The organism is Pseudomonas sp. B21-053, from assembly GCF_026016365.1.
GTDB classification, from domain to species: Bacteria; Pseudomonadota; Gammaproteobacteria; order Pseudomonadales; family Pseudomonadaceae; genus Aquipseudomonas; species Aquipseudomonas nunensis.
This window is the reverse complement of sequence record NZ_CP087205.1, coordinates 3,668,786-3,681,867: the sequence shown is the minus strand read 5'-3', so window position 1 is coordinate 3,681,867 and position 13,082 is coordinate 3,668,786. Positions and strand designations below refer to the sequence as shown.

At 60.3% G+C, this 13,082-nt stretch carries 11 protein-coding genes; 1 reads left to right on the top strand and 10 read right to left on the bottom strand.

What is annotated here, in order from left to right; translation table 11 throughout:
• Positions 1 to 153 precede the first annotated feature (153 nt).
• On the top strand, positions 154 to 1,092 hold the full coding sequence (xerC, locus tag LOY68_RS16845; RefSeq protein WP_265038645.1) for a tyrosine recombinase XerC: 939 nt from the start codon (positions 154 to 156) through the stop codon (positions 1,090 to 1,092).
• 6 nt (positions 1,093 to 1,098) lie between these two features.
• Here the strand turns inward: xerC and LOY68_RS16840 are convergent, their stop codons facing one another.
• The 10 genes from LOY68_RS16840 to LOY68_RS16795 form a co-directional block, all read right to left on the bottom strand.
• Positions 1,099 to 2,151, bottom strand: a complete 1,053-nt coding sequence (locus LOY68_RS16840; protein ID WP_265038643.1) for an ABC transporter ATP-binding protein — start codon at positions 2,149 to 2,151, stop codon at positions 1,099 to 1,101.
• Complete coding sequence (locus LOY68_RS16835; protein WP_265038642.1) at positions 2,148 to 3,746, bottom strand: ABC transporter permease; 1,599 nt, start codon at positions 3,744 to 3,746, stop codon at positions 2,148 to 2,150. Before LOY68_RS16835 ends, LOY68_RS16840 begins: the two co-directional genes overlap by 4 nt.
• Before the next feature lie 3 nt (positions 3,747 to 3,749).
• Positions 3,750 to 4,763: an iron ABC transporter substrate-binding protein gene (locus LOY68_RS16830; RefSeq protein WP_265038640.1), complete on the bottom strand. Its 1,014-nt coding sequence runs from the start codon at positions 4,761 to 4,763 to the stop codon at positions 3,750 to 3,752.
• A 311-nt stretch (positions 4,764 to 5,074) separates the two neighbouring features.
• Positions 5,075 to 6,577, bottom strand: a complete 1,503-nt coding sequence (locus LOY68_RS16825; protein ID WP_265038639.1) for an ArnT family glycosyltransferase — start codon at positions 6,575 to 6,577, stop codon at positions 5,075 to 5,077.
• 139 nt (positions 6,578 to 6,716) lie between these two features.
• Positions 6,717 to 8,435, bottom strand: a complete 1,719-nt coding sequence (gene arnT / locus LOY68_RS16820) for a lipid IV(A) 4-amino-4-deoxy-L-arabinosyltransferase (RefSeq protein ID WP_265038637.1) — start codon at positions 8,433 to 8,435, stop codon at positions 6,717 to 6,719.
• A gap of 159 nt (positions 8,436 to 8,594) precedes the next feature.
• Positions 8,595 to 9,272: a histidine phosphatase family protein gene (locus LOY68_RS16815; protein WP_413787154.1), complete on the bottom strand. Its 678-nt coding sequence runs from the start codon at positions 9,270 to 9,272 to the stop codon at positions 8,595 to 8,597.
• A 298-nt stretch (positions 9,273 to 9,570) separates the two neighbouring features.
• Complete coding sequence (locus LOY68_RS16810; protein WP_163910209.1) at positions 9,571 to 10,119, bottom strand: membrane integrity-associated transporter subunit PqiC; 549 nt, start codon at positions 10,117 to 10,119, stop codon at positions 9,571 to 9,573.
• 17 nt (positions 10,120 to 10,136) lie between these two features.
• Positions 10,137 to 11,792, bottom strand: coding sequence for an intermembrane transport protein PqiB (locus LOY68_RS16805; protein WP_163910208.1), 1,656 nt, complete (start codon positions 11,790 to 11,792; stop codon positions 10,137 to 10,139).
• Entirely contained in the window at positions 11,773 to 12,429 is a 657-nt protein-coding gene (locus LOY68_RS16800; protein ID WP_265038635.1) for a paraquat-inducible protein A, read from the bottom strand. Before LOY68_RS16800 ends, LOY68_RS16805 begins: the two co-directional genes overlap by 20 nt.
• Entirely contained in the window at positions 12,426 to 13,022 is a 597-nt protein-coding gene (locus LOY68_RS16795; RefSeq protein WP_163910206.1) for a paraquat-inducible protein A, read from the bottom strand. Before LOY68_RS16795 ends, LOY68_RS16800 begins: the two co-directional genes overlap by 4 nt.
• Positions 13,023 to 13,082: the final 60 nt, after the last annotated feature.

Below are 13,082 nucleotides of genomic sequence, written 5' to 3'. Positions count from 1 at the left end.
ACCGGTCGGCGAATCGTTTATCTGAAGTTCAGACAGCTAGAGTTCAGACTTCGACCGTTTATCGCGTTAATCCCAACGTTTGCTACTCCTTACAGCAAGTAGCCGAACTCTTTAGTTGTTGTGTTGAACCGTTTTCATTCAAGGCTTTTTCGTTTGATTGACTTATCCGTTAATGAATCCAGGGCTGCAAAAGCCAACCCGTTGACCCTGTATCTGGCGCGACTGGCGCCGTCCAGCCAACTGACCATGCGCTACGTGTTACAGGACGCGGCCGATCGCCTGGGCTTCGAAGACATGAACATCGAGGAGATTCCCTGGCACGAACTCCAGCCCGAAGATGTCGTTGCGTTAGTCGCCGCTTTGCGCACTGACGGTTACGCGCCGAATACCTCTTCGCTGTATGTGAACGCGGTGCGTGGGGTCATGAATGAAGCCTGGCGAATGAGCCTGATCAGCCAGGAACACTTGCTGAAGATGCGCTCGGTCAAAGGCATTGCCGGCACGCGGCTGTCTCAGGGACGTAATCTCAAGCGCACGTTGATTCAGGAATTGATGGAAGTCTGCGCGGCGGATCCGCGACCACAAGGCCTGCGGGACGCGGCGATCATCGCGGTGTTGTACGGTTCGGGCATGCGCAAGTCGGAGTCGGTGAACCTGGACTTGAACCAGGTGGACTTCAACGAGCGCAGCCTGCAAGTCACCGCCAAAGGCAACAAACAGTTGATCAAGTACGCGCCGGCCTGGGCCTTTGCCAAACTGGACGCGTGGCTGGAACTGCGCCGTTCGCAGTTGGGAGAAGGGCAGGAGGACGATCCGTTCCTGTTCAACCGTATCCGTCGCGGCAGCCACATTACCCGCGAGCGCATCACTAAGCATGCGATCTACTACATCGCGCGGCAGCGCGGCGCGCAGGTCGGGGTGAAGATTATGCCCCACGACTTCCGCCGCTCGTTTATCACTCGCGTGATTGAAGAACACGACCTGTCGATCGCGCAGAAACTGGCGCACCACAGCAACATCCAGACTACGGCCAACTATGACGTGCGCGATGACAATGAACGGCGGCGGGCGGTGGATCGTTTCGATTTGTGAAGGCTGTCAGTCGTTCAGCACATGGGCGTTGCCGAGCGTGGTGACGTGAACCGCGCTGCCGGCGGGTGGCGCGTGCATGCCGGAACTGCGCACCAGCAACGATCGGCCCGGTTCGAACTCGCCGGGCAGTAGCTCCACGGTCAAGGTGCAGGTGTTGCCACCAAAATCGCGTTCGGTGACGACCCCCGGACAACCGTGGGCATCTGTCACCGAATCGCCGATCTGTAATTGCTCGGGCCGCAGCATGATCTGCACCGAGCCGTTTCTGTCCTGATCGTTGACCGGTATCCGGCCCAGGTCGCAATGGGCCCAACCGGCCTCGATTCGCGCCGGCATGACCACGGCATCGCCAAGAAATAGCGCGGTTTGCTCGTCGTCGGGGTAGCGGTACAAATCCATCGGATGCCCCGACTGCACCAACCGACCCTGGCGCATCACCGCGAGTTGATCCGCGAACGACAACGCCTCGCTCTGATCGTGGGTCACCAGAATAGTGGTGACGCCAGCTGTTTCCAGCAGTCGCGCGACCATCTTGCGCATGGCCGCGCGCAAGCCGGTGTCGAGGGCCGAGAACGGTTCATCCAGCAGCATCAAACGCGGTTGTTGCGCCAGCGCCCGGGCCAGGGCCACCCGTTGCTGCTGGCCGCCGGACAGTTCATGGGGCCAACGCTTGGCCATGTTCGCGTCCAGATTGACGCTGTCCATCAACTCGGCGATGCGTTGATGCCGGGCCGGGCCTTTGTCGGTTAAACCGAAGCCGATGTTGGCGGCCACGGTCATGTGCGGAAACAAGGCGCCGTCCTGAGGCACGTAACCGATCAAACGCTGGTGCGCCGGCACCGAGTGCGTGCTGTCCACCAGAGTCTGGCCGTTGAGCGAGAGGCTGCCGGTATCGGGGAATTCAAAACCGGCGATCATCCGCAACAAGGTGGTTTTGCCCGAGCCGGACGGGCCGACGATCACCGTGCGGCTGCCGGTGGGCACCGACAGGCTGATGTTCTCCAGGGCTTGCTGGGCGCCGAAGGATTTGTAGATCGAGTTCAGTTCGAGGGCGTTCATCGGCCAGCCGTGCGTTTGGATTGGTGATAGAGAAGTCCGGTCAACGGCAGTGACAGCAGGATCATGATCAGCGCGTAAGGCGCAGCCGCCGCATAGTCGATTTCGCTGGTCAGGGCCCAGAAACCGGTGGCCAGGGTTCGCGTGCCGTTGGGCGCCAGCAGCAGGGTGGCGGTCAACTCATTGGTGATCGCCAGAAACACCAGCGCAGCGCCCGCCGCCGCACCCGGTGCGGCCAGGCGCAAAGTGATCAGCCATAGCGCGCGACCGGGGGAACGCCCGAGGCTGCGGGCCATGTTTTCCAGCTCGACCGGGGCCTGGGCGATGCCGGCGCGCAAACTCACCAGCGCTCGCGGCAGGAACATCAGCAAATACGCGAGCAGCACGGTGATGGTGGTCTGGTAGATCGGCCGGGCGAAGTGAATCGTCACCGTGACCAACGCCAGGGCCACGACGATGCCGGGCAATGAACTGGTGATGTAGTTGCAGCTTTCCAGCACCCGTTGCAGACGCCCCGGCGAGCGAATCGACAGCCAGGCAATCGGGATCGCGGCGCAGGTGGTCAGGGCGGCGCCGGCAAGCCCGAGCAGCAAAGTCTGCTCCAGGGCTGGCAGCAATTCGTCCCATTGCCAGACTTCGCTGCCCCCGGCGATCAGCCATTTACCCAAGGTAATCAGCGGCACGCCGAGCGCCAGCAGGCAGGTGACGATTTGCAGGGTGAGGGCGAGCCGGGTTGTGTTGCCGTCCAACAGGACGATCCGCTGCTCCCGTGCACTGCCCGAGCCAACACGGGCATAACGCGCACTGCCACGCGCCGCCGACTCGACAGTCAACATGGCCAGGCAACACAACGCCAAAACCCCGGCCAGCATGTGCGCGGCCGGGCCGTTAAAAGTCGATTTGAACTGATCGAAAATCGCCGTGGTGAAGGTGTCGAAACGGATCATCGCGTACAGGCCGTATTCCGCCAGCAGGTGCAGACCGACCAGCAAGGCACCGCCGCAAATGGCCAGGCGCAGTTGCGGCAACACCACCCGGAAAAACACCGCCCAGGGCTTGAGACCCAGGGATTCGGCAACGTCTTCGATGGCCGGATCAAGCCGACGCAATGTCGCGGCCACCGGCAGATAAAGGAACGGGAAATACGCGATCACCGACACCAGGACACCGGCCGGTAACCCATGAATCGATGGCACCAGGCTGACCCAGGCGTAACTGTGCACGAACGCCGGCACCGCCAGCGGCGCGGTCGCCAACAACGACCATGCGCGTCGCCCCGGCAGGTTGGTGCGTTCGGTCAGCCACGCCAGCGCCACACCCAACGCGATGCACAAGGGCAGGGTGATCACCACCAGCAACACGGTGTTGATCAGCAATTCGCCGACCCGTGGCCGGAACACCAGCTTCTCGATACCGGCCCAACCGGTTTGCCAGGACACGCCAATCACAAAGGCAATCGGCAACAGCGCCAGCAACGACACCAGCACCGACAAACCCGTCACCCACGCGCCACCGCGGCCGACAAACAAACCGCGGGAGCGTCGCAGTGAATTCGCGGGTATCGCCGAAGCGACACCCGACGGCAGGGTTTCAGGCATCAATTAGAGCAGTCCGGCCTGGGTCATCAGTTCCACCGCTTTTTTGCTGTCGAGCTTGGAGGCATCGACGGTCGGTGCATCGAGTTGCGCCAGCGGCACCAGTTTCGGGTTGGATTCGGCATTCACGCCCACGGCGTATTCGAACGAGTTGCCGTTTTTCAGCACCGCCTGGCCGTCCTTGCCGGTCACCCACTTCAGGAAGGCCTGGGCCTGATCCTTGTGTTTGCTGGAAGCCAGCACGCCGCCACCGGAAATACTGACAAACGCGCCCGGATCCTTGTGCTTGAAGTAGTGCAGCTCGGTGTTCTTGCTGTTTTCGCCGGTCTTGGCCTGATCGCCGAAGCGGTAGTAGTGGTAGATCACACCGCTGTCGATCTGCCCGGCGTTCACCGCTTTCAACACCGCGCTGTTGCCACGGTACGCCGTGGAATTGGTTTTCATCGCCTTCAGCCAATCGAGGGTGGCGGCTTCGCCCTTGAGTTCGAGCACGGCGGCGACGATCGCCTGGAAGTCCGCGCCGCCCGGCGAAGCGCCCCAGCGACCTTTCCAGTTTGGCGAGGCAAGATCCAGCAGCGACTTGGGCAGATCGGCTTCCTTCAGTTTGCTCGGGTTGTAGACAAACACTGTGGAGCGCGCGGCGATGCCGACCCATTTACCGTGGGCCGGACGGTACGGCGCGCCGACTTGCTCCAGGGTTGCGGGTGCCACCGGGGCGAACAGTCCGGCGTTATCCACCAACACCATGGCTGGCGAGTTCTCGGTCAGGAACACATCCGCTGGCGAGGCCGTGCCTTCCTGGACGATCTGGTTGCCCATTTCGGTGTCGTCGCCATTGCGCACGGTGACCTTGATGCCGGTCTCCTTGGTGAAGCCTTCGATCCAGGATTTGGTCAGGCTTTCGTGCTGCGCGTTGTAAACCACGATGCCGTCGGCGTCGGCGGCATACACGTGCCCGGCGCTGACCAGTGCGGCGGTCAGCAGTGCGGTTTTAAGAAACGAAGGGATACGGGAAGTCATGCGATGCGTGCTCCTGTTTTTTTTGATTTTTGCCTGCGCCGTCCACCGTGTTGACGAGGAAGGTTCTCAATAACTGTAGATCAATAGGAATCATTTGCATGTTTGAGGCGCGGCGAATGTAGAGCGCGGAATGAGAAAAAAACGTTAAAAAAATAGTGAATTCGTGTGATTGGCTACAGAGGCGCGACCGGCACAAAACCCTGTGGGAGCGAGCCTGCTCGCGAAAGCGTCGTGTCAGTCAACATGGATGTTGAATGTGATGGCCTCTTCGCGAGCAGGCTCGCTCCCACAGAGGGAAATTATCGGTGATCTCAGGACTGCGGGATGAACGCCACGCTCTGGTCCTCGCGTCCATGGAACATCCGCTCGCCATTGGTGGGCGTGGTGGTAATCACCTGATGGTCAACACTCAAGTAGTTCAGCGGCAGCGCATCGCCATTGCGGTAGTGCGCCACGATGATGGTGCGCTGCGGATCCCAATGCTGTCCGCTGGTGGTGTCCAGCCACGTCATCAACGCGGCGCTGTCGCCGCTGCGTGGGAAGTCCTGGTTTTCCTGCACGTAGTAAAACGGCGCACCGCCGGTTTGCAGGTACATCGGCACTTTGTTATCGACTTCGATCATGACCATGCGCCAGTCCTTCAGCGGTGCACGCTTGCTGGCTTCCAGCCTGACCGTCTCACCGAACTGGATCACGCCGCCACCGCCATTGGTCCACGGGTAGAGCACGCCCAGCACCGCGAGCAACAGCAGCGTCGCGGCACCAAATCCGATCTTCCAGCCACGGCTCACCGGGTTGCGTTGGGTGATCCACCAGGCCCCGAGCAATTGCGCAAATGGCACCAAGGGCAACACGTAGTAACTGCGTCGGCTGCCACTGGCGGTGAAGAACAGCATCAGCAACCCCAGGCCCCAGATCAGCCAGCGGGTATTCGGTTCGACGCTGCGCCAGCGCCGTACCGCGACCCACAACGCGATGATCCAGACAGGCGCCCAAGGCAGGGTGTAGACCGGCAGGTAAATCAGGTAGGTGTAAATCGGCCCGATGTTGTCGAACGGCTGGAAAAACCGCACGACGTTTTCCCGCAGCACCAGGCCCAGGCCGCTTTCGCCATAGGTCGGCGCGCCGTAGAAATTCGACAGGATAAACGGCGTCATGTAGAACCCGCCGGCGATCAGCAGCGCCAGGCACATTCGCAGATTCAGATGGCGTTTCCAGCGACCGTCCTGCAACAGATGCGGCAACAGCAGCAAGCCCGGCAGGATGAAACCGATCAGGCCTTTGAACAGCGAGGTCAGCGACAGCAGCAGGAAAAACCCGAGGTAACGGCCGAGGCGTGTGTCATCCGGTCCGCGCCAGTACCACCAGACGGCGGCGAGTACACCGCAGACGGTGAGGATGTCGGCCGTGGCGACCCGTGCCCAGAACACGAAATAGAAGGTAGTCGCCAGCATCCAGCCGGCAACCAGCCCGGTGCCTTTGCGGAATAATTGCTCGCCCAGCGAATACACCAGCCACACGCTCAACCAAGCCGAGATCACCGAGGGCAGGCGCACTGACCAATTCCCCAGGCCGCCAGTCAGCCAGGCGGTGGCGGTGATCAGCCAATAGGACGGCAGCGGTTTGTCGTAATACGGGCCGCCCTTGAGATACGGGTCGAAGTAGTCACCGCTTTGCAGCATCTGCAGGGCGATGTTGGCCCAGCGGGTTTCCGCGCCCCACAGCTCTCGTGCGCCTAAACCTGAAAACAACATCAGGGCAGTTGCACCCAGCAGCAGCCATAGCGCGGCCCTGTCACATGTTTGGAGTTTCATGGAGAGTTTCCTGGAACTTGAATTTGGCACTACCCACTGTGGGAGCGAGCCTGCTCGCGAAGAGGCCGGTACATTCAGCATTGATGTTGAATGATCTATCGCCTTCGCGAGCAGGCTCGCTCCCACAAGGGTTCGGTGTTTAAGGTTGGGTTTGCGGGAATATCAGGATTTCCAGGTTGCCGCGCTCATAGCGCTTGCCATCCACCGGCAGCAACGCGACTTCTTCGACTTCCTGCACGCTGTTGACCCGCATCACCACCCCGACCGAGCCTTTCTTGCGCGCTTCGGTCATCCATTGGCCGACGCTGCCCTTGGTGACTTTGCGCGAGTCCATCGCCGGATCCTCCAGGCCATATTTCAGCTCGCCAACGGTGTTGAACAGATCAACCTGCGGCCGCTTCAGCCGCCAGGATAGGGCCGACGCCGCGCCCAAATCGTTACTGAGCAACGAAGTAGTCTGACTCAACGCATCCAGGTGTTCGGCAATAAACTGATCAGGCATCTTGCTGTTGACGATCGTCGCCGGCATCGCCGCAGGCAGCAGCGCCACCAGCAGCCAGCTCCCCAACGCCGGCGCGGCCCAGAACTGCAAGGGTCGCGAGACTTGCAGCGCATTGGCGATGATCCAGCCGGCCAGCACGATGTAGCCCAGGGACAGGCTGAACATCTCGGTGTTTTCGAAGATTTCCTTGGTCGCTTGCAGGTAAATCAACGCGATCAGGCCGACGCTGGCAAGCAGCACATTGAGCACACCGTTGCAGCGAATCGCGCGTCCTTTCTCCTGATCCACCAATCCGACAACGGTATGCCCCATCAGTAACGCCAGCGGCAAAAGGCACGGCATGATGTAGGTCGGCAACTTGCCGCTGCTCAGGCTGAAAAACCCCAGGGGCAACAACAGCCACAACAGCAGGAACCCCATGGCCGGTTGGCGTCTGTTTTTCCAGGCCTGGATAAAGGTGGACGGCAACAACAATGCCCACGGCATGCTCGAAGCCACCAGCAATGGCAGGTAGAACCACCACGGACGGGCGTGTTGCGCATCGTCGGCAGCGAACCGGCGAATGTGCTCATTCCAGAAGAAGAACCGCCAGAAGTCCGGCTCCTGATGATGAATTGCAAGCACCCACGGCAGGCACACCAGCGCTGCGGCAACCACGGCGAGTGAGCCGTAGCGCAGCAGTTCGCCAAGCCGTCGCTGCCACAGCATGTAGGGCAGGGCGATCAGCACCGGCAACAGCCAGGCAAGGAAACCCTTGGTCATGAAGCCCATGCCGCAAGCCGCGCCCAATACGGCCCAGGCACCGAGTCGGCGTTTACCCGAAGGACTGTCGATGGCAAACCACAACGCCACCAGACTCAAATTGACCCAGAACGTGAACTGCGGATCGAGATTCGCATAACCGGCCTGACCGGCAATCAATCCGAAACTCATGTAGAGCAACGCGCAGGCACCGCTTTTGCGCGGGTCGTTCCACAAACGGCGAGCGATCAGGTAGGTCAGCCATACGCTGAAGCCGGTGCTCAGTGCCGAGGCGATCCGCACGCCGAACAGGTTGTCGCCGAACACGGCCTGGCCGATGGCGATCATCCAGTAGCCGGCGATGGGTTTTTCGAAATAACGGATGCCCATGAAGTGCGGGGCGATCCAGTCGCCACTCAGGCGCATTTCCTGGGCGATCTGACCGTAGCGGGCTTCATCGGGAATCCACAAGCCGTGGCTCACCAGCGGCAGTAAATAGAACAACACGAAGGCCAGGAGCAAACCGGGAACGATCCAGCGTTCGACGGCAGATGGGGCAGGGCGGCGGGATATTTTCACCGCCGGGTGTTGCAACACATTGTTGTGGGACGTCATGACTCGACCTTAACGCAGGGACGCAGTGGCTCCAGAGAACTATCAACCTTCCCGACTGAACATTTCCTGAAGGAATACACATCAGACAAACTTAAATAGCGCGCGCGATAAATCGGCAAACTAAGCGTTTCAACTTTAGTTATCTAACGACGGGGCAGATTATTTCAGGGTTTTATCGCTCAGCAGCGAGTGCCAATCAGCGTCATTCAGTATGCCCAGCACTTTAAGTTGCCCATCGGCGCCGATACTGGCAAACAACGAACTGCTGTATTGGCTGGCGTCCGCATGCTTGAAACCGGTCTGCACTTCGAAGTCGTTGATACAGCCACTATGGGTGACCAGTACGGTATTGCGATGAGCAACCTTGTGCGCGACCACATCGTTGCGCAGGGTGGTGCCACAACTGGCCAGCCATTGCTGGGTCAGCGCTTCCTTGCCGAACATGAAATGCGCGGATTGCTCCGTGCGGGTCACCGGGCTGGTGAAGACATCGGTTTGTGCCATGCCGAGTTGTTTGAAACCTTGGCCCACGGCGCTGGCAGACTCACTGCCGAGCCGGGTAATGCCGTCGGCCGGGCCCAGGCACGGATTGCTGGAACGGTCGCAGCGCTCGGCATGCCGCACCAGCACCACCACGTCACCAGCGCGCCAGTGCTGGAGCAATTCGGCACGCGCCTGGGCATTCGCACTGCCCAGATCGGTCGGGGATCGATGCCACACGACGAAACCCGTCACCAATGCAGCCGCCATCAGCAGCGATGACAGGCTGATAATCCGGGTGAGTCGCGATGGCAGCCAACGACGAGTCGGCATGGCGGATGACACTGATTCGAACACGCTGCGGCCCCTTTAACGACATTATTGAAAGTTACTGATTCGAACTTCCTGCAATGCTCGGCACACTAAGGGGCGGTACGTGTGAGCGTGGTGAAACGGATGTGAAAAATTTGCTCGGATAAAACGACTGTGTTTATTAGTTTGAATGTCACGCAGTTGTCATTATTAAATGCAGTATTTGATATTCGATATCAAACACACTTGGCGGGGTTTTATCTTGTAGGAGCAAAGCTTGCTCGCGATGGCGTCCTCAAAGACGCCTTCGCGAGCAAGCCATGCTCCTACAGGGTTGTGTCGATCAGAGGGACGCGGGGCAACCGCGTTGCGAGGCGGCCGCCTGGCTGATCACGGCGGCCAGGCGTTTGACGTTGTTTTGCTGCGCGGTCACCAAATCCTCGATGGACGGCCCCGAAGGCGTCTGCAACGTGCTGCGGCAGGTAACCAGCGCGTTATCGCCTGCGCCAAGCGGCCGCAAACGCCATTTGACGTCGATCAAGCCGTACTGGCCGGGAATCGAGTCGAAGCGCTGCACATCCACCCGCAACGAGACTTTGTGTTGTGGGTTGCTATTGGACAGTTGATCCACCAGCGCACTGCGCAATTCATCAGACAGGCTTGCGCCCCACCAATCGGTCTCGAGGATCGACAAGCCGCTGTTGCCCTGGCGAATGACAATCTGCGCGCGATCGACCTGTGGCGGCACGCTGATGCCTTCGATCTTGATCTCGTCGCCGCTGGTGCGGGGCGGTTGTGCCGGGGTCAGGGTGTGAAAGTGAATCGGGTCGCTGCGGCACGCCGCGAGCAGCACCAACGCGGCGACCAAGGTAATCTTCGGCGAAAAAGCCATGGGTGTTGCTCCTGTGGTCAGTTGCGCGGTGGTCCTTGCAGATCCGATGGCGCGGCATTTTCGGGACGGCCGCGAATCAACGATTCCGGGTGACGACCGAGGTAATCCGAAAGTTCACGCAGGGATCGCGACATGCGTTTGAGTTCGTCCAGGGTCTGGGTCAGTTGTTCGCGCTGCGGCGAATCTTCGGCCAGGGTCGAACTGGCCGAGTTCAGGGTCTTGCTGACGTCCGCCAGGGTGGTTTGCACGCCGGGCAGGGTCTTGGCATTGAATTGCGCCAAGCCTTTGCGCAGCTCGACGAGGTTGCTGTCGAGGTTGCTGGCAATCCGTTCCACCGGCAGTTGGTTGATCTTGTTGACCATGGCCTCGAGTTTTTCCTGCAATTGTTCGAGGCTGCCAGGGATGGTCGGAATGCTGACCGGCCGGGCGTTCGGATCGAACGCGACTTTCTCGGCTTTTGGGTAGAAATCCAGCGAGATATACAACTGGCCGGTCAGCAGGTTGCCGCTGCGGGCCTGGGCGCGCAGGCCATTTTCGATAAAGGTGCCCATCAGGCGCACGCCGGCAGCCTCGTCATTCGGATCATGCATCAGCGCCTTGATCATTTTGGTGTGGGCCTGACCCAAGCGTTGCGGGTAGATCACGATGCCGACGTTGACCGGGAAGCTACGTTTTTTCTCGTCGAAATCCAGATTGATCGCCACCACCTTACCGATTTCCATGCCGAGGAATTCCACCGGCGCATCGACCTTGAGCCCGCGCAGGGCCTGGTCGAAACGCAGGCTCAGGTATTGCGCCTTGCCATTGGGCGGGGCGAGGGCGGTGGTTTGGTCATCGAACAATTCGTAGGTTTTCTCCTCGGTGGCCGGTTGATCGTTGGGGCTGTATTGCGGGGCGAGAAAGGCAATGCCGCCCACCAGCAACGAGGACAACGACTCGGTCTTCACCGCAAAACCGTTGGCGCCGATGTTCAGGTCGATGCCGCTGGCGTTCCAGAACCGGGTGTTTTCGGTGACATACGCGTCATTCGGCGCGTGGATGAAAACCTCGAGATTGACCCCTTTGCCGTCGGCATCCAGCGCATACGCCACTACTTGGCCGACCGGAATCTTGCGGTAGTAGACCGGCGAACCGATATCCAGCGAGCCGAGGTCCTGTGAGTGCAGGGTAAAGCGCTTGCCCGGCTCGCCGTAGGTGATCGGCGGCGGGTTCTCAAGACCTTTGAAGTTCTTCGAACGTCTGTCGGCGTGACCGATATCGGCGCCGATGTAGTCACCGGAAAGCAAGGTATCGATACCCGAAACGCCGCCGGCACCGATGCGCGGGCGCACCACCCAGAATTGCGAGTCTTCGCGGGTGAACGTCTCGGCCGTTTTGGACAGCTTGATCGTGGCGTCGACGCTCTTATGGTCGTTGCTCAGCTCCACGTCCGAGACATGGCCGATCACCACGTTGCGATATTTGACCTCGGTCTTGTTCGCGGTCAGGCCATCGCCGGTCTTGAACGTCACGGTAATGGTCGGGCCTTCCTGCATCACGCTGTGCACCACCAGGGAAATCCCCACCAGCACCGCCACAATCGGCACGATCCACACCAGCGAAACGCTGAAACGACGAGTCTTGATACTGGCCTGGCCTGGGGCCTGAGGCCCGTCAGTGGCTTGCGACTTCATCCATGTCCTCCTCGTTGTGTAATGGGTCCGGCGTCTGATCCCAAATCATCCGGGGATCGAAGCTCATCGCCGAGAGCATGGTGAACACCACCACCAGGCCGAAAAACAGAATGCCCGGGCGCGGTTCGATATCCGCCAGGGCCTGGAACTTCACCAGGGAGGCCACTAGGGCGACCACGATCACGTCGAGCATCGACCAGTAACCGATGACCTCGACAAAGCGGTACAGCTTCGAGCGCTCTTTGCGCGCCCACAGGCTGTCGCGCTGGACGGTCACCAGCAGCAGCGTCAGGGCGACGAACTTGATCCCGGGCACCGCGATGCTGGCGATAAAGATGATCAGGGCAATGTCCCAGGCACCGGCCTCCCAGAACTCCAGCACGCCGCTCATGATGGTGCTGTCGGCGCCGTTACCGACCATTTTGGTGTTCATCACCGGCAACAGATTGGCCGGCACGTAGAACGCCAGGGCGGTGAACATATAGGCCCAGGTCCGGGCGAGGGCGTTGGTCTTGCGCCGATGCAGGGGCGCGCCACAACGCTCACATTCATGCGGTTCGTTGGTCATGTCGCAGGCCATTCCGCAGCTGTGGCACAGGCACAGGCCGAGTTCGCTGGCGACCGGAGGCGTTGTCATAGGATGTCCCACAGATCACGGATATCGCGCCCGGCGATGCGGATCATCATCAGACTGAGCACGGCGAGGGCGAATAGGCCGATGCCGGGCAGCACATCCAGCAACCCCGCGAGTTTGATCACCGCGACCATCGCTCCCAGCAGGCAGACTTCGAGCATGCTCCAGGGCCGCAGCGTTTCCAGCCAGCGCATGCAGAACCGGAAACCCGGCGAGCGCTGGCCCTTGAGGGCGAAGCTCAAGACCCAGATCAGCAGTAATAACTGGAAGATCGGCGCGATGATCATCGAAATCGCTGCCACCAGGGCGATGAACGTGATCGGCCCCAGGCTCAGGGCCAGCACCGAATCCCAAAGCGTGGCGCTGTTTTTCAGGCCTTTGAGGCTGATGCTCATGACCGGGTAGAAGTTGGCAAAAACCCACAACATCAACGCGGTGAAGGTCAAGGCCAGGCGCTGCTCGATCGTCAGGCCGTTATAACGCTGGAGCACGCCGCCGCAGCGGGTGCACAGGGTTTTCTGATGTTTGGCGAGCGTGACTTTTTCATACACGCAGTCGCAGTGCTCGCAGATGATCAACTGGTCAGTGGTGGCCATGGGTCGCATTCGCAAGGAGGCAGAAAGTCAGAGCACCCCCTCAATATAGAAGTGCCTCGC

What these genes read in the sequence shown, in the direction of transcription:
- LOY68_RS16825 (WP_265038639.1), bottom strand. Translation starts at nt 6,577, where the DNA reads ATGAAACTCCAAACATGTGACAGGGCCGCGCTATGGCTGCTGCTGGGT.
- LOY68_RS16805 (WP_163910208.1), bottom strand. Translation starts at nt 11,792, where the DNA reads ATGAAGTCGCAAGCCACTGACGGGCCTCAGGCCCCAGGCCAGGCCAGT.
- LOY68_RS16800 (WP_265038635.1), bottom strand. Translation starts at nt 12,429, where the DNA reads ATGACAACGCCTCCGGTCGCCAGCGAACTCGGCCTGTGCCTGTGCCAC.
- LOY68_RS16835 (WP_265038642.1), bottom strand. Translation starts at nt 3,746, where the DNA reads ATGCCTGAAACCCTGCCGTCGGGTGTCGCTTCGGCGATACCCGCGAAT.
- LOY68_RS16795 (WP_163910206.1), bottom strand. Translation starts at nt 13,022, where the DNA reads ATGGCCACCACTGACCAGTTGATCATCTGCGAGCACTGCGACTGCGTG.
- LOY68_RS16840 (WP_265038643.1), bottom strand. Translation starts at nt 2,151, where the DNA reads ATGAACGCCCTCGAACTGAACTCGATCTACAAATCCTTCGGCGCCCAG.
- LOY68_RS16830 (WP_265038640.1), bottom strand. Translation starts at nt 4,763, where the DNA reads ATGACTTCCCGTATCCCTTCGTTTCTTAAAACCGCACTGCTGACCGCC.
- LOY68_RS16810 (WP_163910209.1), bottom strand. Translation starts at nt 10,119, where the DNA reads ATGGCTTTTTCGCCGAAGATTACCTTGGTCGCCGCGTTGGTGCTGCTC.
- arnT (WP_265038637.1), bottom strand. Translation starts at nt 8,435, where the DNA reads ATGACGTCCCACAACAATGTGTTGCAACACCCGGCGGTGAAAATATCC.